Origin of the sequence: Streptomyces sp. Q6, assembly GCF_036967205.1 — a bacterium.
GTDB classification, from domain to species: Bacteria; Actinomycetota; Actinomycetes; order Streptomycetales; family Streptomycetaceae; genus Streptomyces; species Streptomyces citrinus.
In genome coordinates this window covers 4,692,836-4,714,021 of the sequence record NZ_CP146022.1, presented here as the reverse complement: position 1 = coordinate 4,714,021, position 21,186 = coordinate 4,692,836, and the positions used below count along the sequence as shown (strand labels likewise).

Sequence of the window (21,186 nt, the reverse complement as noted above, 5' to 3'; positions counted from 1 at the left end):
ATGGGAACCTTCGACTCCGATCTCTATCGTCACATCACCGATTTCGCCCACGACACTCCTTCGTGGTTCCAGCACCTGATGGAGGTGTGGACGGAACTCGGTCTGCTGCTGTTCGCCGTGCTCTTCGTCGTCGCCTGGTGGCGGGCGCGGCGCGGCGACCCGCGGGCCCTCGCCGTGGCGGTGCTCGCGCCGCTGGCCACGGCGGTGGCGTATGTGTGCAGCGAATTGATCAAGTCGGGGATCGACGAGGAGCGGCCCTGCCGGGCCGTGTCGGGGGCGCTGCCGTCGCTCGTCGACTGCCCTGTCTACGGGGACTGGTCGTTCCCGTCGAACCACGCGACGATCGCCGCCGCGGCGGCCGTGGGTCTCGCGCTCGCCTGGCCGGCGATCGGCTGGCTGACCGTGCCGATGGCGATCCTCATGGCGTTCTCGCGGGTCTTCGTGGGCGTGCACTACCCGCACGACGTCGCGGCCGGCCTGCTGCTCGGCACCCTGATGGCCTTCCTCGTCGTACGACTGCTGACGCGGCCGGGAGCGCGGGTGGCCGAGGCGATGCGCGGTTCGGGGAACGGGCTGGCCCGCTGGTTCGCGGGGCCGGGCCCCGCGGGAGCCGGGTACGGGGCGGCCGAGGGACGGTCGCGGCGCGGCTCGCACCGCCGCTGAACCCCTGCGCCCGCGGCGGGTCCTGACGGCAGCTCATGTGGCGCTACGTCAGCAGGCCCGCCTCGTAGGCCACGATCGCCGCCTGGACACGGTTCTTGACCTCCAGGCGGTCGAGGACCGCGCTGACGTACGCCTTCACCGTGCCCTCGACGAGGTGCAGGCGCGCGGCGATCTCCGGGTTGGACAGGCCCGCGCCGACCAGGCCGAGGACCTCGCGCTCGCGCGGGGTCAGCGCCGCCACGCGCTGCCGGGCGGCCGCCTCCCGGGAGAGGCGGCCGCCGCCGAGCCCGTCGATGACGTGCCGGGCCACCTTCGGCGACAGGAACGCGGCGCCGTCCGCCACGGCCCGTACGCCCGCCATCAGTTCGTGCGGGTCGCCTGACTTGAGCAGGAAGCCGGTCGCGCCGCCGCCGAGCGCCCGCGCCACGTACGCGTCCTCGGAGAACGTCGTCAGCATCGCGACCGCCGTGCCCGGCACCGTTGCCGTGATCTCCTCGGCCGCCGCCAGGCCGTCCAGGCGCGGCATGCGGATGTCGAGCAGCGCCACGTCCGGGCGGTGGGCACGGGCGAGGGTGACCGCCTCCCGGCCGTCCGCGGCCTCGGCGACGATCTCGAAGTCGCCGCCCGCGGCGAGGATCGCGCCGACCCCGGCCCTGACCATCGCCTCGTCGTCGGCGAGCAGGACCCTGATCCGGCGGCCGGCCGCGTCGTCTACCGCGCCCATTCGCGCTCCTCTTCCTGTACCTGGTCGGCGGTGCCCGCCTTGGGGATCACCGCCCGGCCGATGAGCGCGTGGCTTCCTTCGGTGGCGAAGCAGAGCCTGAAGTGCTCGACGGGCACGAACAGTTCGCCGCTCGCCCGGTAGTAGCGGCAGTCCGCGTGCGCGGGCGGCGGGGTGGGCGCGCGCTCGACGGGCGGGTCGCTGATCGTGCGCGCGGGCAGCCGGGACTCCACGTCGGCCAGGGGCGTGCCGATGCGCAGCTGCGCGTACGCCTGCGGGGTGAGGACGGCGTGCGTCTTCGTGTACGCGTACCAGGTGAACGAGCCGCCGATCAGCACGGTTCCCGCGACGGCGGCCGCGCCGAACGCGAGGCTGACGTGGCGTCGGGCCGTGCGGCGGGCGTGCGCGAACGCGGCGGCTCCCGGCCGTGGGGTGCCCGGGGCGGGCAGGTGGGCGGTGACGCGGAAGCCGTCGCCGTGCGGGCCCGCGTCGAACGTGCCGCCGAGCGCGGTGATCCGGGCGCGCAGGCCGAGCAGCCCGGTGCCGCTGCCGGGCGGGGCGGCGGGGGCGCGGGGCGGGCGTCCGTTGGTGACGGTGACCGTGACCGCGCCGCCGTCCTGCTCCGTCGCCACGGTGACGGGGGCGCCCGGCGCGTGCTTGGCGGCGTTCGTGAGGGCTTCCTGGACGACGCGGTAGAGGGTGCGGTCGTCGGCGGCGGGCGCGCTCAGGAGGCGTACGGGGAGGCCGGACTCGGCGGCCCGCTCGACCAGTTCGGCGACGGTCTCGCCGGGCGGGGTGAGCGGCGCGGGCTCGTCGTCCTCCTCGCGCAGCAGCCCGATGATGCTGTGCAGCCGGTCGGTGGCGTCGGAGGCGGCGGCGCGCAGTTCGGCGGCGGCCGTGCGGTGCGGGTCGGCGAGCCCCGGGGTGACCTGGAGGGCGCCCGCGCGCAGGGCGATGAGGCTGAGCTCGTGGCCGAGGGAGTCGTGCATGTCCTGCGCGATGCGGGCGCGTTCTCGCAGCCGCGCGCGGTCGGCGACGATGCGGTGCTCGCGCTCCAGCTGTTCGGCCCTGGCCCACCCGGCGGCGGTCAGCTCGCGGCTCTGTCGCCAGTAGCGGCCGATCAGCCACGGGAAGACCGCGCCGAACAGGAGCGTGCCCATGAGGACGAGCCACTCCGCGGCCGGGTCGACCTGCCGGATGGCGATCTTCACGGTGCCGGTGGCGGCGAGCGCGGCGAAGGCGAGCAGAGAGGGGCGCAGGGTGGAGGCCGGGGTGAACGGAGCGGCTTCTCTTGGCTCGGCTTCTCTTGGCTCAGCTTCAAGCCGCGTGGTTCTTAGCGGGGCACCTTCTAGCTGAGCACCTGCTGGCTGAGCGCCTTCTAGCTGAGCACCTGCTAGCGAGGCGGCTTCCAGCGGAGCGGCTTCCGGAGAAGGTGTGGAAGGGCGGGGCCGGGCGGTGGGTGGGCGCAGCCCCATCAGGTACGCGAAGGCGGCGAGCGCGCACCCGTACGAGAGTGTGAACAGGGACGACGCCACGGCGAGGCCCGGTGCGGCCGCGATCAGGAAGGCGACGGCGGGGCGGCGGCGGTGCAGGGCGGTGGCCACGCCGAGTGCGGCGATCCCGGCGAGCTGCTGCCAGGTGCTGTCGGGCTCGTGCAGGTGCAGTCCCTCGACGGCGAGCACGGGCACGGTGAGCGCCGCCCAGAGCGCCAGGTCGGCGAGGACGGTCCGGCGGCGGAGCGGCACCGCGCGGAGCGGCTTCCCCGAAAGAGCGGCGGCGAGTGACGGGCGGACGTTCACCTCATCGACGGTACAAGCGCGGGCAACGCCGCCGCCCCTGCCGATCGTCAGGGGTGGACGCCTCGGGGCTCCCGCGCCCCGACGTCCGTCCGTGGCAGGATCGGGAGTGCCATGACTGCGCCCACGAAGACCCCCACGCATCCCGATCTTCACGAACCCGTCATCGACTGGTTCGCCGAGCACGCCCGCGACCTGCCCTGGCGCCGCCCCGAGGCGGGCCCGTGGGGCGTGATGGTCAGCGAGTTCATGCTGCAACAGACGCCGGTGAGCCGGGTGCTGCCGGTGTACGAGCAGTGGCTCGCTCGCTGGCCGCGCCCCGCCGATCTCGCCAAGGAGGCGCCCGGTGAGGCCGTGCGCGCCTGGGGGCGGCTCGGGTATCCGCGGCGTGCGCTGCGGCTGCACGGCGCGGCCGTCGCCATAACGGAGCGGCACGGCGGCGACGTGCCCACCGGTCACGCCCAGCTGCTCGCGCTGCCGGGCATCGGCGAGTACACGGCCGCCGCGGTCGCCTCGTTCGCGTACGGGCAGCGGCACGCGGTGCTCGACACGAACGTGCGCCGCGTCTTCGCGCGCGCCGTGGGAGGCGTGCAGTACCCGCCGAACGCGACGACCGCCGCCGAGCGCAAGATGGCCCGGGCGCTGCTGCCCGAGGAGGACGAGACCGCCGCCAAGTGGGCCGCCGCCTCCATGGAGTTGGGTGCCCTCGTGTGCACCGCGAAGAACGAGAACTGCCACCGCTGCCCGATCGCGGCGATGTGCGCGTGGCGGCTCGCGGGGAAGCCGCCGCACGAGGGGCCGGCGCGGCGCGGGCAGACGTACGCGGGGACGGACCGTCAGGTGCGCGGCAAGCTCCTCGCCGTACTGCGCGAAGCGGTCGCCCCGGTTCCGCAGGCGGTGCTCGACCGGGTCTGGGACGAGCCCGTACAGCGGGCGAGGGCCCTGGACGGGCTGGTCGACGACGGTCTGGTGGAGCCGCTCCCGGGCGGTCTGTACCGGCTGCCCGCGAGCTGAGCGGCCGGTCCGGACCGGCCGCCGGCGAGTTGAGCCGAGCGCCCGCGGACCGGCTCGCCGTACCCGCCTTCCGGATCCGTTACACAACCGACGGACAGCCGTGCGTTCGTCGAAGGCTGGAACGGACAACGCCGTGACACGACCTCCGTAGCTTCTTCCTCGTACCGCACAGGACCAGTGCGGGAAACGGGGAACTGGCAGGGACCGGAAGGCGGTTGATCATGGCGCACGGCGGTGAGGTGCTCGAGTTCGAGGAGTACGTCAGGACGCGGCAGGACGCTCTGCTGCGCAGCGCCCGGCGCCTGGTGCCGGACCCGGTCGACGCGCAGGACCTGCTCCAGACCGCGCTCGTGCGGACGTACGGGCGGTGGGACGGCATAGCGGACAAGCGCCTCGCCGACGCCTACCTGCGCCGCGTCATGATCAACACGCGGACGGAGTGGTGGCGCGCCCGGAAGCTGGAAGAGGTCCCGACCGAGCAGCTCCCCGAGTCCCTCGTGGACGACTCGACCGAGCAGCACGCGGACCGTGCGCTTCTGATGGACGTCATGAAGGTCCTGGCACCGAAGCAGCGCAGCGTCGTGGTGCTGCGACACTGGGAGCAGATGTCCACAGAGGAGACGGCCGCCGCACTCGGAATGTCGGCCGGAACCGTGAAGAGCACGCTGCACCGGGCGCTCGCCCGGCTCCGCGAGGAGCTGGAGAGCCGCGACCGCGAGGAGCTGGTGTCCCGCGCGCTCGAACGTGAGGAGCGGGAGCGTTGCGCGGCCTAGGCCTACGTGCCTCTGGGATTCGCTCCGGGGTCCGAAGGGCCCTGGGTGTGGTGAAGGCGGGGAGTTCGGTGATCGCCGGGCTCGCCGCCCTCGGCCTTTTCATCGGCGCCCTCGCCGCCTGCTCGGCGGGCGGCACCGGGGCCCGTGACGAGGGCCCCGCCCGGACCGACCCGGTCGGTTCGACCGCGCCGGCGGCCACCGCGAGCCCCGCCCCCACCGCGTCGCCCTCCCCGTCACCGACGGCGGTGAACGCGGTGCGTCTGGTGAAGGCCGACCCGAAGGTCAGCACCGAGATCAAGCGCGACCTCCAGCCCTGTGTGGCGAACGAGTACCCGGTCGACGTGAGCTACGGCAACCTGACCGGCGGCACCGCGACCGACGTCGTGGTCAACGTGATGACCTGCGGTGACGCCGTCGGCATCGGCACGTACGTATATCGCGACGCGGGCGGAAAGTACCAGAATGTCTTCCAGGCCGAGGAACCCCCGGTCTACGCGGAGATAGACCGGGGTGATCTGGTGGTCACCAAGCAGGTGTACGAGAAGGGCGACTCGGTCGCCTCTCCGTCGGGCGAGGAGATCCTCACGTACCGGTGGAGCGGGGACCACTTCGCCCAGCAGAGCCGGACGCACAACGACTACAGCCACGCGGTGGACGGGGCCTCCCCGGCCCCCTCGGACGACGGCTGAGAGCGCTGGGATCGGATGGGAGACCATATGGGCGCCACGGGCGGCGAGCGCAAGGGTGAACAGACCCACGTCCTGTTCGTCGAGGACGACGACGTCATCCGCGAGGCCACCCAGCTCGCCCTGGAGCGCGACGGCTTCGTGGTGACGGCCATGCCCGACGGGGTCGCGGGCCTGGAGGCGTTCCGGGCGGACCGGCCGGACATCGCCCTGCTCGACGTGATGGTGCCGGGCCTCGACGGGGTGTCGCTGTGCCGCCGCATCCGCGACGAGTCGACGGTGCCGGTGATCATGCTGTCCGCGCGCGCGGACTCCATCGACGTCGTCCTGGGCCTGGAGGCCGGGGCCGACGACTACGTGACGAAGCCGTTCGACGGGGCGGTCCTGGTGGCCCGTATCCGCGCCGTGCTGCGCCGCTTCGGGCACGCGGGCGGACCGTCGGCGGCGGGCTCCGGCGCGGCCGACGAGCCCGCGGGGACCGGCGGCGCGGTGCTGCACTTCGGCGACCTGGAGATCGACACCGAGGGCATGGAGGTGCGCAAGGACGGCACCCCGGTGGCGCTCACGCCCACCGAGATGCGGCTGCTCCTGGAGTTCTCCTCCGCGCCCGGCACGGTCCTGTCCCGCGACAAGCTCCTGGAGCGCGTGTGGGACTACGGCTGGGGCGGCGACACCCGCGTCGTCGACGTCCACGTCCAGCGGCTGCGCACGAAGATCGGCCAGGACCGCATCGAGACCGTCCGTGGCTTCGGCTACAAACTGAAGGCCTGACCAGGCTGATGAGGAAGCGGATATGAGGGGGACGGCAGGCACCGGGGGGACCGCGGGCCCGCGGGCCGGGGCGGTGCGGCGCATGCTGCCCCGACGGCTGCGGCGGTCCCTGCGCACCGGCGTGCGCTGGAAGATCAGTGTCGCCATCGCGCTGGTCGGCGCGCTGGTCGCCCTGGCCCTCAGCCTCGTCGTGCACAACGCGGCGCGCGTCTCGATGCTGGACAACGCACGGGACGTACAGGACGAGCGCATCCAGTTCGTGCAGCGCCAGTACGAGGCCCGCGGCGGGAACCTGCCCGTCGGGTTCCGGGTCAACGACCCGACGATGCCGCGCGACCTGCGGCTCAAGGCGCTCAGCGGGCGCCGCGCCACCTTCGTCTCGGAGCCGTCGAACGGAGTGCCGGACATCTGGGCGGCGGTGCCGCTCAGCAACGGCGACCTGTTGTCGGTGCACACCCGTTTCACCGACCGCAGCGCCACCGTCATGAAGGACCTCGACCAGGCGCTCCTGATCGGCTCGATCGCGGTCGTCCTCGGCGGCAGCGCGCTCGGCGTGCTCATCGGCGGCCAGCTCTCCCGGCGGCTGCGCAAGGCGGCGAGCGCGGCCCGCGAGGTCGCGCAGGGGCGGACCGACGTACGGGTGCGGGAGGCGATCGGCGGTGTCGTCCGCGACGAGACCGACGATCTGGCGCAGGCCGTGGACGCCATGGCCGACGCCCTCAAGCAGCGTCTGGAGGCCGAGCGGCGGGTGACCGCCGACATCGCGCACGAGCTGCGCACCCCGGTCACGGGCCTGCTCACCGCGGCCGAACTGCTCCCGCCGGGGCGCCCGAGCGAGCTGGTCAAGGACCGCGCGCAGGCGATGCGCACCCTCGTCGAGGACGTGCTCGAGGTGGCCCGGCTGGACAGTGCGGCCGAGCGGGCCGAGTTGCAGGACATCATGCTCGGCGAGTTCGTCGGCCGGCGGATCGCGGCCCGCGCCTCGGACGGCGTCCGGGTCGACGTCATCCACGAGTCCGCGGTGACCACCGACCCGCGCCGCCTGGAGCGCATCCTCTTCAACCTCCTGGCCAACGCCACCAAGCACGCCCGGCCGCCGATCGAGGTCAGCGTCGAGGGCCGGGTCATACGCATCCGCGACCACGGCCCCGGTTTCCCCGAGGACCTCCTGGAGGAAGGCCCGAGCCGCTTCCGCACCGGCGCCGCGGACCGCGCGGGCCACGGTCACGGCCTGGGCCTGACGATCGCGGCGGGCCAGGCCCGGGTCCTCGGCGCCCGGCTCACGTTCCGCAACGTGAGACCACCGGGCAGCGACCCCGCCACCCCCGCGGAAGGCGCGGTGGCGGTGCTGTGGCTGCCCGAGCACGCACCGACGAACACGGGAAGCTTCCCGATGCTGCGGCTGCCTCAAGCCCGTAAGTGACGACGCGGGAGCCGGTCGACGGGGACGCGCTCCCGCCACCGCTGCCGTCACCGCCACCACTGCCGTCACCGACACCGGCACCGGCACCGGCACCGACTGATCGCCCCCGCCGCCTGCCGGCACCGGCGCCCGCACCCGTTCCGGGAAGCCGGGTGGAACCAGGTACGGGAGCGGGCGTACGGGGGCCTGCCGACCCCGGGCACCACAGTCGAGGACGACACTGACGCCACCACCGAACCGACCGGCCGCGCCATCCGCCATCCGCCATCCGGCACCCGGCACCCGGCACCCGGCACCCGCCACCCGGCACCCGGCACCCGCCACCCAGCACCCACCACGCCCGGACCCGCGCGCCGACACCCGTACCCCCGGTCCCGTACGGCCGCTCCGCACCCTGCCTCACCCGGAGTTCCGCCCCCCGCCGCACAGCAACGGCAACGGCCCCCGGTGCCGAAGCACCGGGGGCCGTTCGAACCGAGGGGGGCGAGGGAGCGGCCCGCTCAGAGGGATTCAGGTCCACTCAGACCGACTCGGGCCGGTGCCGACAGAGTCGGACCGGTCCTGTCGGAATCAGACGGACTCCGTCACCGTCTCACCGCTCCGCGCGACGTCCCCAGCCGCACCACCCTCGGCCGGCTCGGCATCCTTCGGAGCGTCCTTCGAGACCGAGGTCTTCGAGACCGCGTCCCTCGGAGCATCCTTCTGAACGTCCTCCTGGGCACCCTTGGCGCCCTTCGGAGCCGCCCCCGTAGAGGCCGCCTCCTCAGAAGCCGCCCCCTTGGGCGCGGGCGCCGCTCCCCGCAGCGCGACCTCCTTCACGAAGACCGCCGCGATCAGCGCGCCGATGGCCACGATCGACCCGAGGATGAACGCCGAGTGCGTACCGGAGGAGACCGCGACCTGGTACGCCTCCTTGACCGGCGCCGGCAGGCTCGCCATGGCGTCCGCCGTCAGCGTCGCCGACTGCTCGGTGGCCTTGCCGCCCAGGGCGCCGGCCTTCTGCGCCATGACTTCCTGGACCTTGTTGTTGAACAGCGCGCCCATGATGGCGACACCGAACGACGAACCGAGCGTGCGGAACAGGGTCGTGGACGACGAGGCGACGCCCATGTCCTTCATCTCGACGCTGTTCTGCGCGACCAGCATCGTGATCTGCATCAGGCAGCCCATACCGGCACCGAGCACCGCCATGTAGACGCCGGACGTGAACCGCGAGGTGCCGGTGTCCATCTGCGCGAGCAGGAACAGGCCGCTCACCATCAGCACGCTGCCGACGATGGGGAAGACCTTGTACTTGCCGGTGTTGGTGGTGACCCGCCCGGCGATCAGCGAGACGACCATCATCGCGAGCAGCATCGGGAGCAGCAGCAGACCGGAGTTGGTGGCCGAGGCGCCCTGCACCGACTGCTGGTACAGCGGCAGGAAGAGCACCGCGCCGAACATCACGAAGCCGGTGATGAAGCCGATGAGCGACATCAGTGTGAAGTTGAGGCTGCGGAAGATGTGCAGCGGCATGATCGGCTCGGCGGCGCGGGTCTGCGAGAACACGAACCCGACGAGCGCGGCGACGCCGATGCCGATGAGCTCCATGATCACGGCGGAGCCCCAGGCGTACTCGGAGCCGCCCCAGGTGGTGACGAGGACGATCGAGGTGATGCCGACGGTCAGGAGACCGGCGCCGAGGTAGTCGATCTTGCCGGTCGCGCGCTTCTTCGGCAGGTGCAGCACGGCGGTGATCGCGATCAGGGCGACCACGCCGATGGGCAGGTTGATGTAGAAGGCCCAGCGCCAGCCGAGGTGGTCGGTGATGGTGCCGCCGACGAGCGGTCCGCCGATCATCGCGAGCGCCATGACGCCGGCCATCATGCCCTGGTACTTGCCGCGTTCACGGGGCGGGATCAGGTCGCCGATGATCGCCATGACGCCGACCATCAGACCGCCGGCGCCGAGGCCCTGGACGGCCCGGAAGCCGATCAGCTGCCCCATGTCCTGGGCCATGCCGCTGAGCGCGGAGCCGATCAGGAAGATCACGATGGAGCTGAGGAAGGCGCCCTTGCGCCCGTACATGTCGCCGACCTTGCCCCAGATCGGGGTGGAGGCGGCGGTCGCGAGCGTATAGGCGGTGACCACCCACGACAGGTGCTCGATGCCGCCCAGGTCGCCGACGATGGTCGGCATCGCGGTGCCCACGATCATGTTGTCGAGCATCGCGAGCAGCATGGCGATCATCAGCGCCAGCAGCACGACGCGCACGCTGCGAGGCTGTTTCGCCTGTTGTTCTTCCACGGGTGTCGCTGTCTGCGCCATGGTCCCCACTCCCCCAGAGCCGGTCGAGATCCGGGACTTACTTGCCGCCCGGCTAGTTGCTTACAATAGGGGAAGGTAGAGCTCTAACTAGCCGGGCGTCAAGTAAGTTTTCTCCCAAGAGGCGGGCAGATGATCACGGGCACCAGCAAGCCGCACCAGCGCCGCGGGAACACTCGCCAGCGCATTCAGGACGTCGCCCTGGAACTCATCGCCGAGCAGGGGTACGAGAAGACCTCGCTGCGGGAGATCGCCGAGCGCCTCGACGTGACGAAGGCCGCGCTCTACTACCACTTCAAGACCAAGGAAGACATCGTCGTCAGCCTCTTCGACGACCTGATGACGCCGATCGACGCGCTGATCGCCTGGGCGAAGGAGCAGCCGCCGACCCTGGAGACCAAGCGGGAGATCCTCACCCGTTACAGCCTGGCGCTGGCGGACGCGGCGCCGCTGTTCCGGTTCATGCAGGAGAACCAGGCGCAGATGCGCGAGCTGAGCATCGGCGAGAACTTCAAGGACCGCATGAAGGACCTGCTCGGCACGCTGGTCCCCGAGGACGTCGAACTCACCGACCGGGTCCGCTGCTTCAGCGCGCTGTTCTCCATGCACGCCGGGATGTTCGTCCTCAAGGACGTCGAAGGCGACCCCGAGGAGAAGCGGTTGGCCATCCTCGAGGTCGCCACGGACCTGGTCACCCAGGCCCACAAGCACTGAGCGCGGTGCTCACCGGTCAGGTCAGACGGTGACGCCCTGCGACTTCAGGAAGGCGACGGGGTTGACGGCCGACCCGTAGTTCGCGGTCGTACGGATCTCGAAGTGCAGGTGCGGGCCGCTGGAGTTGCCGGTGTTGCCGGACAGCGCGATGTGCTGACCCGTGCTCACGGTCTGGCCGACCTTGACGTCGATCCGCGACAGGTGCGCGTACTGCGAGTACGTGCCGTCGCTGTGCTTGATCACGACGGCGTTGCCGTACGCGGGTCCGTCACCGGCACCGTTGGGGCCGGTCTTCACGACGGTGCCGCCGTGCACGGCCATGACGTTGGTGCCGACGGGGACCGCGAAGTCCTGGCCGGAGTGCTTGCCGGTGGACCACATGCTGCCGCCCTGCGCGTAGCCGGCGGACAGCGAGTAGTGCGTGACCGGGTCGACCCACGAGGAGGACTTCTTCGCGGCGGCTTCCTTGGCGGAGGAGGCGGCCTTGGCCTGGGCGGCGGCCTGGGCGTCGAGGGACGCGGCGGCGGCACCCGGGAGGGCGACGGTCTGGGCGGTGTCGGCGGCGAACGCGGCCCCGGTGCCCAGGACGGCGGAGACTCCGAATCCCGCGGCCATGACGGCGGCGCGCTTGCGGAGCTTCGACGTGCCGGGGTTCTGGGGCGTGGTGCGCTTCGACATACAGGAGACCTCTTCGAGCTTCGGGGACATTCGGGCCCTGACACCCGCCGGGGGTCGAGCGGACCTGACGGGCATGAAGGGACCCGGCACACGTCCTCGTGCTGCCGGGTCGGCCATCCCTTGGTAACCCCCGCCCCGCCCCGCCCCAAAAGCCCGATCTACTACGCCGCCTCGTACCGCGGGGGCGGAACGGAAGGCGCTTGACACCTCCGCACCCCGCTCGTCGGTCCGCCGGATTTATCCCCTGATCTCGCGTTTAAGCCCACTTCACGAACGCGCCCCCAGGCCGCACGCGCCCTCGGCCACCCCCGCTCCACCGAATCGGACAAATCACCAGAACCCGTCGACCGTGTAACAGCCCCCCTCGTACCGACCTGTCCACTATTTCCCCTAGTACCGGACAAATCGCCTGTGCGGCATGTCACCGGAGGGCAAGATCCAACCCGCGGGAGGTGTGACCGGGACTACGCTCCCGGGCCATGGATCCCGCTGTCCTCGGCACCCGGCTCGCATCGAGCGTGATCGCCCCCGCGCTCCGGAAACTGCTCGTCCAGGAAGGACCCGGCGCCGGCCTCACGGACCGCCCCGTCCGGCTCTCGGGGCTCGTCTCCTTCCGCGGCGAGAAACGCACGCTCACCGACACCGACCTGGCTCGGCTGGCCCGCAAGCTGGTCGGCGCCGCCGTGGACGGCCCCGGCGAACCCCCGTTCCCGTACGACGAGACGGAGGCGGTCGCCCACGCCCTGGCCCGCACGCTCGGCGCGCTCGGCGACCTCGCCATGGACGACGTGCAGGCCGTCCGGCTCGGCCACCGCGAACTGGCCCGCGCCCTGCGCCGCGCGGCCCCCGACCCGGGCCTGTCCGCCGACGCCTCGTACTTCCTCGACTCGCTCACCGAGTGGGCCTGCCTGCACCTGCTGCACTTCTTCACGCAGCGGTCGACCTTCGTCGCGCGCACGCTCGTCGAGCAGAGCCGCGGCCAGGCCGAGACGCTCGCCAAACTCGACGCCCTGCTCGCCCGCGACGACCGCCCGGCCCAGGACCGCACGTTCGAGGAGCGCTACCGGCGCTATCTGGCCCACCGCCACAACCGCCTCACGATCTTCGGCCTCGACGTCCGCGACACCGCCGAGACCTGGCCCCTCGACGTCGCCTACCTCGGCCTGGAGACCACCCACGACGAGACACCGGACCCCGGCGGCGACGGCACCCCCAGCACCGTCCGGCTCGCCGCGGAGGACATCCTCGTACGGCATCCGCGCGTGCTGCTGCGCGGCGCGGCCGGCTCCGGCAAGAGCACCCTGGTCCAGTGGCTGGCACTCACGGCACCGGACCGGCTCCCCTACGTGCTTCCCCTGCGCACCCTGATCCGCGCGGCCCGGCTGCCCGCCCCCGGCGACTTCCTGGCCGCGACGGACTGCCCGCACACCCCGCCCGACGGCTGGGCCGAGCGCGTCCTGACCGACGGCCGCGCCCTCGTCCTGATCGACGGCCTCGACGAGGTGCCGGCCGCCGACCGCGCCCGGGTCCGCGACTGGCTGCTCGCCCTGGTCCGCGGCTACCCCGGCAACCGCTGGCTGCTCACCGCGCGCCCCACCGCCGTACGCCCCGACTGGCTGGCCGCCGACGGCTTCGCCGACCTCACGCTCGCCCCGATGGACCGCGCCCGCGTCACGTCCTTCGTCCGGCGCTGGCACACCGCCGCCGACGCCCCCGAGCACGAGGAGCCGCTCCTCGACGCGCTGCGCACCAAGCCCGACCTGGCCCGGCTCGCCACCAACCCCCTGATGTGCGGTCTGATCTGCGCGCTGCACCGGGCCCGCCGCGGCTACCTCCCGCCGCGCCGCAAGGCCCTGTACGACGCCGCGCTCCAGCTGATCCTCACCGAGCGGGACCGGCAGCGGGGCATGAGCGGGCTCGACGGCATCGACCTGGAGACCGAGGACCAGATCGAACTGCTCCAGCGCCTCGCCTACTCCCTGGTCCTCGCGGGCCGCACCGAGATGGACGAGGAGACCGCCCTCGCCCTCCTCGAACGCGCCCTGCCGTCCGTGCCCGGCGCCGCCGCCCAGGGCGACGCCCCCGCGATCCTGCGCCACCTGCTGCTGCGCAGCGGCGTGCTGCGCAGCCCCGCGCCCGGCACCGTCGACTTCGCGCACCGCACGTTCCTCGACCATCTCGCCGCCCGGTACGCCGTCGAGGAGGGCCACCTCGACGTGCTGCTCGGCCACGCCGCCGACACCCAGTGGGAGGACGTCCTGCGGATGGCCGTCGCCCACGCCCGCACCCGGGAACGCGGCCGCCTGCTGCGCGGCCTCCTGTCGTCGCCGTCCGTCCGGCTGACGCTCCTCGCCCTCGCCTGCCTCCAGGACGCCACGTCGGTCGACCAGGAGGTCGTCGAGGAGGTACGGGCCCGAGCCGCGGCCCTGATCCCGCCCCGCACGGTCACCGAGGCGGAACAACTGGCCCAGGCGGGCCCCCTGGTCCTCGAACTCCTGCCGGGCCCCGAGGGCCTGTCGGAGGAGGAGGCCCACGCGGTGACGGTGACGGCCTCACGCCTCGGCGGCGAGGCGGCGCTCCCCGTACTGAAGAAGTTCCGCGGCCACCCGTCCCTCACCGTCCGCAGACAACTGGTCGGCACCTGGCACCGGTTCGACCCGCGGGAGTACGCCGACGAGGTCCTCGCCCACCTGGACCGCGACCGGCTCGACCTGACCGTACGCAACCGGGAGCAGTGGGACGTGACGCGCGCCCTGCCGCCCTGGCCGCGGCTCGACCTGACCGGCCCGTACAGCTGGGACGAGATCTTCGCCGGCACCGATCCGGCCCGGCTCACCTCTCTCGCCCTGGCCGACAACCCGGACGTACGGGACCTGCGCCCGGTCCGCGACCTGCCCGCCCTGCGCACCCTGTCCCTCACCCGCTGCCACCACGTCACGGACCTGACGCCGCTCGCCGACCTCGCCCTGACCCACCTCGGCGTACCTCAGCAGCCGCTCACCCGGGGCCTGCCGGCGCTGACCGGACTGGCCTCCCTGACGATCGGTCACGCCCTGCCCGGCGGCACGCTCACCGACCATCTGCCGCGGTCGGACCGGCTCCAGCGCCTCTACCTGACCCAGGGCGCGATCACCGAGACCGGCCTGATCGGCATCGGCGCCCTCACCGGCCTGACCTACCTCAGCCTGAGCGCGGGTCTCGGACTCCTGGAGGCGGAGGACTGGCACGAAATCGCCGCTCACCCCGCCCTCACCCGCCTCTACCTGGCCGCCGACATCCTCCCCGGCGGCCCGCTCCCCGCCCTCCCCCGCATCACGGACCTCGGCCTCTACCTCCCCGGCGGCCCGGACACGATCACCGCCCGCGCCGCCCTCTTCCCGAACGTCCGCACCGTCGACATCCACCCCGGCCGTCAGGCCCCCCAGGACCATGCCGCGTACGCCCCCCTCTTCCCGAACGCGGAGGTCACGGTCCACCGCCGCTGACCGACGCGGGCGGCAGGCACCGCAGGACAAACGGGTGGGCCCGGACCGTTCGTGAAGAACGGTCCGGGCCCACCCGTACACAGGCTCACCCCCGAGGGGTTACGCCTCCTTGCTCAGATTCGGCCCGGCGGAACCGCCCGCGGCCGCGTCCTCGATCGGGGGGACGTCGGGCAGTGCCGACTTCTCCTCGCCGCGGAAGGTGAAGGTCTTGTTCTCGCCCTCGCCCTCCGTGTCCACGACCACGATGTGGCCCGGACGCAGCTCGCCGAAGAGGATCTTCTCCGAGAGGGTGTCCTCGACCTCGCGCTGGATCGTGCGACGCAGCGGCCGCGCGCCCAGAACCGGGTCGTAACCCTTCTTGGAGAGGAGCTCCTTGGCGGACTGGGAGAGCTCGAGGCCCATGTCCCGGTCCTTCAGGCGCTCGTCCACCTTGCCGACCATCAGGTCGACGATCTGGAGGATGTCGTCCTGCGTGAGCTGCGGGAAGACGACGACGTCGTCGACACGGTTGAGGAACTCGGGACGGAAGTGCTGCTTGAGCTCGTCCGACACCTTGTTCTTCATGCGCTCGTAGTTGGTCTTCGTGTCACCCGTGGCCGCGAAGCCCAGGTTGAAGCCCTTCGAGATGTCACGGGTTCCCAGGTTGGTCGTCATGATGATGACCGTGTTCTTGAAGTCCACGACACGACCCTGGGAGTCGGTCAGTCGACCGTCCTCCAGGATCTGGAGAAGGCTGTTGAAGATGTCCGGGTGGGCCTTCTCCACCTCGTCGAAGAGGACGACGGAGAACGGCTTGCGGCGCACCTTCTCGGTCAGCTGACCGCCCTCTTCGTAGCCCACGTAACCGGGGGGCGAACCGAAGAGACGCGAGACCGTGTGCTTCTCGCTGAACTCCGACATGTCGAGGGAGATCAGCGCGTCCTCGTCACCGAAGAGGAACTCGGCGAGAGCCTTGCTGAGCTCCGTCTTACCGACACCGGACGGGCCCGCGAAGATGAACGAACCACCCGGACGCTTCGGGTCCTTCAGACCCGCACGCGTCCGACGGATCGCCTTCGAGAGCGCCTTGACGGCGTCCTTCTGGCCGATGACCCGCTTGTGGAGCTCGTCCTCCATGCGCAGCAGACGCGAGGACTCCTCCTCGGTGAGCTTGAAGACGGGAATGCCGGTCGCGGTCGCGAGGACCTCGGCGATCAGCTCGCCGTCGACCTCGGCGACGACGTCCATGTCGCCGGCCTTCCACTCCTTCTCGCGCTTGGCCTTCGCCGCCAGCAGCTGCTTCTCCTTGTCGCGGAGCGAAGCTGCCTTCTCGAAGTCCTGGGAGTCGATGGCCGACTCCTTGTCACGGCGCACGCCCGCGATCTTCTCGTCGAACTCGCGGAGGTCCGGCGGCGCGGTCATCCGGCGGATGCGCATCCGGGAACCGGCCTCGTCGATCAGGTCGATCGCCTTGTCCGGCAGGAAGCGGTCCGAGATGTACCGGTCGGCCAGGGTGGCCGCCTGCACGAGGGCCTCGTCCGTGATCGAGACACGGTGGTGGGCCTCGTAGCGGTCCCGCAGGCCCTTGAGGATCTCGATGGTGTGCGGCAGCGACGGCTCCGCGACCTGGATCGGCTGGAAGCGGCGCTCGAGCGCGGCGTCCTTCTCCAGGTGCTTGCGGTACTCGTCGAGCGTCGTGGCACCGATGGTCTGGAGCTCACCGCGGGCCAGCATCGGCTTCAGGATGGAAGCCGCGTCGATGGCGCCCTCGGCGGCACCCGCACCCACGAGCGTGTGCAGCTCGTCGATGAACAGGATGATGTCGCCGCGGGTGCGGATCTCCTTGAGGACCTTCTTGAGGCGCTCCTCGAAGTCACCGCGGTAGCGGGAACCGGCGACCAGCGCACCCAGGTCGAGGGTGTAGAGGTGCTTGTCCTTGAGGGTCTCGGGCACCTCGCCCTTGACGATGGCCTGGGCGAGGCCCTCGACGACGGCGGTCTTGCCGACGCCGGGCTCACCGATCAGGACCGGGTTGTTCTTGGTACGGCGCGACAGGACCTGCATCACGCGCTCGATCTCCTTCTCGCGCCCGATGACCGGGTCGAGCTTGGACTCACGAGCGGCCTGCGTCAGGTTGCGGCCGAACTGGTCGAGCACCAGGGACGTGGAGGGCGTGCCCTCCGCAGGACCGCCGGCGGTGGCGGTCTCCTTGCCCTGGTAACCGGAGAGCAGCTGGATGACCTGCTGCCGCACGCGGTTGAGGTCTGCGCCCAGCTTGACCAGGACCTGGGCGGCGACGCCCTCGCCCTCACGGATCAGGCCGAGCAGGATGTGCTCCGTGCCGATGTAGTTGTGACCCAGCTGAAGGGCCTCGCGGAGCGACAGCTCCAGGACCTTCTTGGCACGGGGGGTGAAGGGGATGTGACCGGACGGGGCCTGCTGCCCCTGGCCGATGATCTCCTCCACCTGCTGGCGGACCGCCTCGAGCGAAATCCCGAGGCTCTCCAGGGCCTTAGCGGCGACACCCTCGCCCTCGTGGATCAAGCCCAGGAGGATGTGCTCGGTGCCGATGTAGTTGTGGTTGAGCATCCGGGCTTCTTCCTGAGCCAGGACGACAACCCGCCGCGCGCGGTCGGTGAACCTCTCGAACATCGTTAATCGCTCCTCAGAGCGGTCAGGCAGTAAGGGGGCTGTCCCCTCCCTGTCCTTCCGCAGCTTAGTCCCGCAAGCGGGGACCGCTCATTCCAACTGCCGACACCCGTCGATGGCCTCCTGCCCCGAACGCCGACATCTGCTCCAACCCGATGGTGCGAGACGATGTTCCCGCAGGCCAGGCAGATACCCACACCGCCACTACGCCGATGGCGAACGCGGACTGCCCGGCCGGAGCGTGTCGCCCCTCCCACTAGGGATGTCTTACCCGCACGGACTGACACTCCATGCGGCGCGCGCCGGTTCCCTCCGCTATGGGCGAACACCTTTACGCCGCCGAACACGCCCGTACGCCCCCATTCTGGACACGCTACGCGATGGCGCGACGACAGCGCGTAACCACGAAGGGTTCCGAGCGGTTGCTCCTGGCATGGTCGCCCCCTCCGCTGCCGCCGGCTCCGGCACCACCGTCCCCACCCCCCGCCGCCCGCTGCCCGCGCCCGGTTCCAGAATTCAGCGCTGGTACGAGGACGAGCTCGGCTGGTCTGCCACGTCGGGGCCCGACGGCGTGCGGCTGCACACGGGGCTGCGCTTCGACGTGCTGGAGCTCCCCGCCGACGCGGGCTTCGCGATGCTGCGCAGGCTCGACCCGCGCTCGCCGGTGGCCGTGCGCGGGGAAACGATGCAGCTGCTGGTGGCCGCGGGCAGCGCGGAGGAGCTGCCGGGGCTGCTCGACTGGCTGGAGTGGGGGGCGCTCCCCCTGGACCTCGTCGCCCTCGGGGAGGACGCCTTCATCGAGGCGCCGACACCCCCGGGATGGGCCGGCTCACAGGAGGCCGCCGTGTGGGTGCGGCCCCCCGAGCCCGGACGCGAGGTGGAACCGGTACTGCCGGCTCTGACGAGCCTGACGGCCGTCTCGACCTGGTCGGTCGTGGGGGGCGGTGGGGGCGCCCCCGATCTCGTACGACTCGTGGACACGGCGGCGACTCAGTGCCACCGGGCCCGGCTGCGCCGCGCATCGACCGCGTCGACGGCTCAGCCGTTGGCCTTCTCGTAAGCCTCACGGATCGCCTGGGGAACGCGGCCGCGGTCGTTGACCTCGTGGCCGTTCTCCTTCGCCCAGGCGCGGATCAGCGCGGTGTCCTGGTTGCCGCCGGACGCGGCGCGCGCCTTGCCCCGACCGCCCGCTGCGCGGCCACCGGTGCGACGGCCGCCCTTGACGTACGCGTCGAGGAGACCACGGAGCTTGTCCGCGTTGGCGGTGGTGAGGTCGATCTCGTAGGTCTTGCCGTCGAGCGCGAACGTCACGGTCTCGTCCGCCTCGCCACCGTCGAGGTCATCGACAAGAAGGACCTGAACCTTCTGTGCCACCGGATTTCCTTTCATCGATATCTGAAGGGACGACCCCCCGCGACCACGGTCGCTGTTTCGTCGTCCCCTTGTTATATGCAGTACTGCAGTACCTCGGAAAGCAAACCGCTTTTGCCGGAAAAACACAAACCCCTGGCTGAGATCCGGGACGGATCCCGGATCTGAACGATGCCCATCAGGACCGAAAACATGCGCGTTTCGGACATAGGGAACCGGCCCCGGCGGCGTTGCCGAAATACCGGACCTCGGCGATCACAGATGCAGAAGCATCCGGCTGTTGCCCAAGGTGTTCGGTTTCACTCGTTCGAGACCGAGGAACTCGGCGACGCCCTCGTCATAGGAACGCAGCAGCTCGCTGTAGACATCGGTGTCAACCGTATCGACGGGTGTCTCGCCGATCTCCACGAAGCCGTGCTTGGTGAAGAACTCGACTTCGAAGGTGAGACAGAAAACGCGCCGAACGCCGATCCAGCGCGCGGTCTGAAGCAGCTTCTCCAGGACCTGATGTCCCACACCGGCACCCTTGACCTGTGGATTCACCGCGAGTGTGCGGACTTCCGCCAGGTCTTCCCACATGATGTGCAGTGCGCCGCAGCCGACGACCTCGGCGTTGTCATCGCGTTCCGCGACCCAGAACTCCTGGATGTCCTCGTAAAGCGTCACGGTGGCTTTGTCGAGCAGGATCCCCTGTCGGCTGTACGCGTCGAGGAGGCTGCGCACCGCGGGTACATCGGCGGTGCGTGCCCTGCGTACGGTGAGTGCTTTAGCGGCGGATTCGACGACCGGGCCGACTTCGGGGAGCTCTGCTGGCATGACCGGACGCTATCGCCCGGCCTCGCCGCCCGCTTCCCCGGGGGCCGACGGCACTTCGGGCTGAACGATACGCATGGCGTCCCTGAGCGCTTCGCGCTGCTGGGACGACATCATGCCGAAGAACGCGACGAGCGCGGCGGCGGGGTTGTCGCTCTGCGCCCAGGCCTCGTTCATCAGTGCCGCCGAGTAGGCGGCCCGGGTGGAGACGGCCTCATATCGATAGGCCCGGCCTTCCGCCTCGCGGCGTACCCAGCCCTTCTGATGGAGATTGTCCAATACGGTCATGACCGTCGTGTAGGCGATGGACCGTTCCTGCTGAAGGTCCTCCAGGACTTCTCTCACCGTCACCGGGCGGTTCCACTTCCACACCCGTGTCATCACTGCGTCTTCGAGTTCTCCCAAGGGGCGCGGCACGAGCAGCACAATAGTGGGAGAAGTCGGTAATTCAGCGTCGGACGTGGCGCCGACCGGTCAATCAATGACAAAAGGGGCGCCCGATGGGCGCCCCTTTCACTGTCCTCGCGCTGGTCGCGGCGGGTCAGGCCCCGGCCGGCCCCTGCTTCACGCCGCTCTGGCGGGCGGCCTCGGCGCGGGCGATCGCGGCGTCCACGGCCGCGTCCTCCTTGGCCTTGCGGTCGCCGCCCTGCGACTTCACGATCGTCACGATGAGGCCGATGAAGAACGCGGCCATCACTACCGGGGGCACGAGCGCGGAGACGTAGTCCATGGCTCCAGAGTAGCTACCCCGCCGCCCACTGCTGCGGTGGGGCCGGGGGCTGGACCGGGCGGCGCTTGGGCGGGAAGACCTCGGCCGGGGTGGGGACCGGGCGCGGCGGGGTGCCGGGGCGGGGCGCCGCCGGCTGGTCGGCGGCGTCGAGGAGGCCGCCGGGCAGCGCGAGCAGTCGCGTACGGGAGGCCGGGACGCGTGGGCGGTGGCGCGCCTCCAGTCGGTCCCTGACGCCCTGTTCGGCCAGGGCGCGGCAGCGGTCGAGGAGGGCCGCGGCCGCGGGGTTGCCGCGCAGGGCGCGCAGGGCCGAGAGGTCGTCGACGCCGGGCTGGTGGCCCGCCGCCAGAGCGTCCGTGAGGAGGCTCAGATAACCGGTGACGGAGCCGGGCAGGGCCCCTCGGTAGCGGTCGAGGTCGGCGAGCAGGAAGGCCCGCTGGCGGGCGGCCTCCCGCGTGGTCTCGTCGACCGACTCCGCGAGTCGCAGACAGTCCCGGACGTCCGTGTCCGAGGCGGGGGCGGGGTGGAGGGCGAGGGCGAGGGCGCGTCGGAGCACACGCAGCTCTTCTGCACCGAACGCCATGCCGCCGCGGTTTCCGTAGGGCGTGGGCATGAGGTG

19 protein-coding genes are annotated in these 21,186 nt (G+C 71.4%); 9 read left to right on the top strand and 10 right to left on the bottom strand.

Annotated elements, in window-relative coordinates; translation table 11 throughout:
- Positions 1-663, top strand: a complete 663-nt coding sequence (locus V2W30_RS22080; protein ID WP_338699001.1) for a phosphatase PAP2 family protein — start codon at positions 1-3, stop codon at positions 661-663.
- Between the two features lie 43 nt (positions 664-706).
- Here the strand turns inward: V2W30_RS22080 and V2W30_RS22075 are convergent, their stop codons facing one another.
- Both V2W30_RS22075 and V2W30_RS22070 read right to left on the bottom strand, forming a co-directional pair.
- Positions 707-1,387, bottom strand: a complete 681-nt coding sequence (locus V2W30_RS22075; protein WP_338698999.1) for a response regulator transcription factor — start codon at positions 1,385-1,387, stop codon at positions 707-709.
- Positions 1,375-3,183, bottom strand: coding sequence for a sensor histidine kinase (locus tag V2W30_RS22070; RefSeq protein WP_338698997.1), 1,809 nt, complete (start codon positions 3,181-3,183; stop codon positions 1,375-1,377). The genes V2W30_RS22075 and V2W30_RS22070 overlap by 13 nt, the downstream gene beginning before the upstream one ends.
- Before the next feature lie 111 nt (positions 3,184-3,294).
- Between V2W30_RS22070 and V2W30_RS22065 the strand changes: the two genes are divergently transcribed.
- From V2W30_RS22065 to cseC, 5 genes are all read left to right on the top strand, one after another.
- A complete protein-coding gene (locus tag V2W30_RS22065) occupies positions 3,295-4,194 on the top strand; it encodes an A/G-specific adenine glycosylase (RefSeq protein ID WP_338698995.1) in 900 nt (299 codons plus the stop codon).
- Positions 4,195-4,415: 221 nt separating this feature from the next.
- Positions 4,416-4,967 (top strand): SigE family RNA polymerase sigma factor, encoded by a 552-nt coding sequence (locus V2W30_RS22060; RefSeq protein WP_338698993.1) that lies wholly within the window; start codon positions 4,416-4,418, stop codon positions 4,965-4,967.
- Positions 4,968-5,014: 47 nt separating this feature from the next.
- A complete protein-coding gene (locus V2W30_RS22055) occupies positions 5,015-5,656 on the top strand; it encodes a hypothetical protein (RefSeq protein ID WP_338698991.1) in 642 nt (213 codons plus the stop codon).
- A gap of 27 nt (positions 5,657-5,683) precedes the next feature.
- Positions 5,684-6,424 (top strand): two-component system response regulator CseB, encoded by a 741-nt coding sequence (cseB, locus tag V2W30_RS22050; RefSeq protein WP_338698989.1) that lies wholly within the window; start codon positions 5,684-5,686, stop codon positions 6,422-6,424.
- Positions 6,425-6,506: 82 nt separating this feature from the next.
- Positions 6,507-7,847: a two-component system sensor histidine kinase CseC gene (gene cseC / locus V2W30_RS22045; protein ID WP_338703721.1), complete on the top strand. Its 1,341-nt coding sequence runs from the start codon at positions 6,507-6,509 to the stop codon at positions 7,845-7,847.
- A 570-nt stretch (positions 7,848-8,417) separates the two neighbouring features.
- On the opposite strand, the gene V2W30_RS22040 is transcribed toward cseC, so the two are convergent.
- On the bottom strand, positions 8,418-10,154 hold the full coding sequence (locus tag V2W30_RS22040) for an MDR family MFS transporter (RefSeq protein WP_338698987.1): 1,737 nt from the start codon (positions 10,152-10,154) through the stop codon (positions 8,418-8,420).
- A 129-nt stretch (positions 10,155-10,283) separates the two neighbouring features.
- Between V2W30_RS22040 and V2W30_RS22035 the strand changes: the two genes are divergently transcribed.
- The gene (locus V2W30_RS22035) at positions 10,284-10,865 is read left to right on the top strand and encodes a helix-turn-helix domain-containing protein (RefSeq protein ID WP_338698985.1); all 582 of its coding nucleotides are present in this window, start codon (positions 10,284-10,286) and stop codon (positions 10,863-10,865) included.
- Positions 10,866-10,886: 21 nt separating this feature from the next.
- Here the strand turns inward: V2W30_RS22035 and V2W30_RS22030 are convergent, their stop codons facing one another.
- On the bottom strand, positions 10,887-11,543 hold the full coding sequence (locus V2W30_RS22030) for a M23 family metallopeptidase (RefSeq protein WP_338698983.1): 657 nt from the start codon (positions 11,541-11,543) through the stop codon (positions 10,887-10,889).
- A gap of 479 nt (positions 11,544-12,022) precedes the next feature.
- Here V2W30_RS22030 and V2W30_RS22025 point away from each other — a divergent pair, with 479 nt between their 5' ends.
- Positions 12,023-15,028 (top strand): NACHT domain-containing protein, encoded by a 3,006-nt coding sequence (locus V2W30_RS22025; RefSeq protein WP_338698981.1) that lies wholly within the window; start codon positions 12,023-12,025, stop codon positions 15,026-15,028.
- A 99-nt stretch (positions 15,029-15,127) separates the two neighbouring features.
- Here the strand turns inward: V2W30_RS22025 and V2W30_RS22020 are convergent, their stop codons facing one another.
- Positions 15,128-17,659, bottom strand: a complete 2,532-nt coding sequence (locus V2W30_RS22020; protein WP_338698979.1) for an ATP-dependent Clp protease ATP-binding subunit — start codon at positions 17,657-17,659, stop codon at positions 15,128-15,130.
- A 430-nt stretch (positions 17,660-18,089) separates the two neighbouring features.
- Here V2W30_RS22020 and V2W30_RS22015 point away from each other — a divergent pair, with 430 nt between their 5' ends.
- Positions 18,090-18,716 carry an SCO3374 family protein gene (locus V2W30_RS22015; RefSeq protein WP_338698977.1) on the top strand — a complete coding sequence of 209 codons (627 nt, stop codon included), beginning with the start codon at positions 18,090-18,092 and terminating at the stop codon, positions 18,714-18,716.
- Here V2W30_RS22015 and V2W30_RS22010 read toward each other — a convergent pair.
- The 5 genes from V2W30_RS22010 to V2W30_RS21990 form a co-directional block, all read right to left on the bottom strand.
- A complete protein-coding gene (locus V2W30_RS22010) occupies positions 18,695-19,030 on the bottom strand; it encodes an Lsr2 family protein (protein ID WP_338698975.1) in 336 nt (111 codons plus the stop codon). The two genes, V2W30_RS22015 and V2W30_RS22010, sit on opposite strands and share 22 nt — an antisense overlap.
- A 252-nt stretch (positions 19,031-19,282) precedes the next feature.
- Positions 19,283-19,843, bottom strand: coding sequence for an amino-acid N-acetyltransferase (locus V2W30_RS22005; RefSeq protein ID WP_338698973.1), 561 nt, complete (start codon positions 19,841-19,843; stop codon positions 19,283-19,285).
- A gap of 9 nt (positions 19,844-19,852) precedes the next feature.
- Entirely contained in the window at positions 19,853-20,257 is a 405-nt protein-coding gene (locus V2W30_RS22000) for a BlaI/MecI/CopY family transcriptional regulator (protein WP_338698971.1), read from the bottom strand.
- Between the two features lie 124 nt (positions 20,258-20,381).
- Entirely contained in the window at positions 20,382-20,570 is a 189-nt protein-coding gene (locus V2W30_RS21995; protein ID WP_338698970.1) for a hypothetical protein, read from the bottom strand.
- A 13-nt stretch (positions 20,571-20,583) separates the two neighbouring features.
- A complete protein-coding gene (locus tag V2W30_RS21990) occupies positions 20,584-21,180 on the bottom strand; it encodes a hypothetical protein (protein ID WP_338698969.1) in 597 nt (198 codons plus the stop codon).
- Between the last annotated feature and the right edge of the window lie 6 nt (positions 21,181-21,186).

What these genes read in the sequence shown, in the direction of transcription:
- V2W30_RS22080 (WP_338699001.1), top strand. Translation starts at nt 1, where the DNA reads ATGGGAACCTTCGACTCCGATCTCTATCGTCACATCACCGATTTCGCC.
- V2W30_RS22075 (WP_338698999.1), bottom strand. Translation starts at nt 1,387, where the DNA reads ATGGGCGCGGTAGACGACGCGGCCGGCCGCCGGATCAGGGTCCTGCTC.
- V2W30_RS22065 (WP_338698995.1), top strand. Translation starts at nt 3,295, where the DNA reads ATGACTGCGCCCACGAAGACCCCCACGCATCCCGATCTTCACGAACCC.
- V2W30_RS22060 (WP_338698993.1), top strand. Translation starts at nt 4,416, where the DNA reads ATGGCGCACGGCGGTGAGGTGCTCGAGTTCGAGGAGTACGTCAGGACG.
- cseB (WP_338698989.1), top strand. Translation starts at nt 5,684, where the DNA reads ATGGGCGCCACGGGCGGCGAGCGCAAGGGTGAACAGACCCACGTCCTG.
- cseC (WP_338703721.1), top strand. Translation starts at nt 6,507, where the DNA reads ATGCTGCCCCGACGGCTGCGGCGGTCCCTGCGCACCGGCGTGCGCTGG.
- V2W30_RS22040 (WP_338698987.1), bottom strand. Translation starts at nt 10,154, where the DNA reads ATGGCGCAGACAGCGACACCCGTGGAAGAACAACAGGCGAAACAGCCT.
- V2W30_RS22035 (WP_338698985.1), top strand. Translation starts at nt 10,284, where the DNA reads ATGATCACGGGCACCAGCAAGCCGCACCAGCGCCGCGGGAACACTCGC.
- V2W30_RS22030 (WP_338698983.1), bottom strand. Translation starts at nt 11,543, where the DNA reads ATGTCGAAGCGCACCACGCCCCAGAACCCCGGCACGTCGAAGCTCCGC.
- V2W30_RS22025 (WP_338698981.1), top strand. Translation starts at nt 12,023, where the DNA reads ATGGATCCCGCTGTCCTCGGCACCCGGCTCGCATCGAGCGTGATCGCC.
- V2W30_RS22020 (WP_338698979.1), bottom strand. Translation starts at nt 17,659, where the DNA reads ATGTTCGAGAGGTTCACCGACCGCGCGCGGCGGGTTGTCGTCCTGGCT.
- V2W30_RS22015 (WP_338698977.1), top strand. Translation starts at nt 18,090, where the DNA reads ATGGTCGCCCCCTCCGCTGCCGCCGGCTCCGGCACCACCGTCCCCACC.
- V2W30_RS22005 (WP_338698973.1), bottom strand. Translation starts at nt 19,843, where the DNA reads ATGCCAGCAGAGCTCCCCGAAGTCGGCCCGGTCGTCGAATCCGCCGCT.
- V2W30_RS21995 (WP_338698970.1), bottom strand. Translation starts at nt 20,570, where the DNA reads ATGGACTACGTCTCCGCGCTCGTGCCCCCGGTAGTGATGGCCGCGTTC.
- V2W30_RS21990 (WP_338698969.1), bottom strand. Translation starts at nt 21,180, where the DNA reads ATGCCCACGCCCTACGGAAACCGCGGCGGCATGGCGTTCGGTGCAGAA.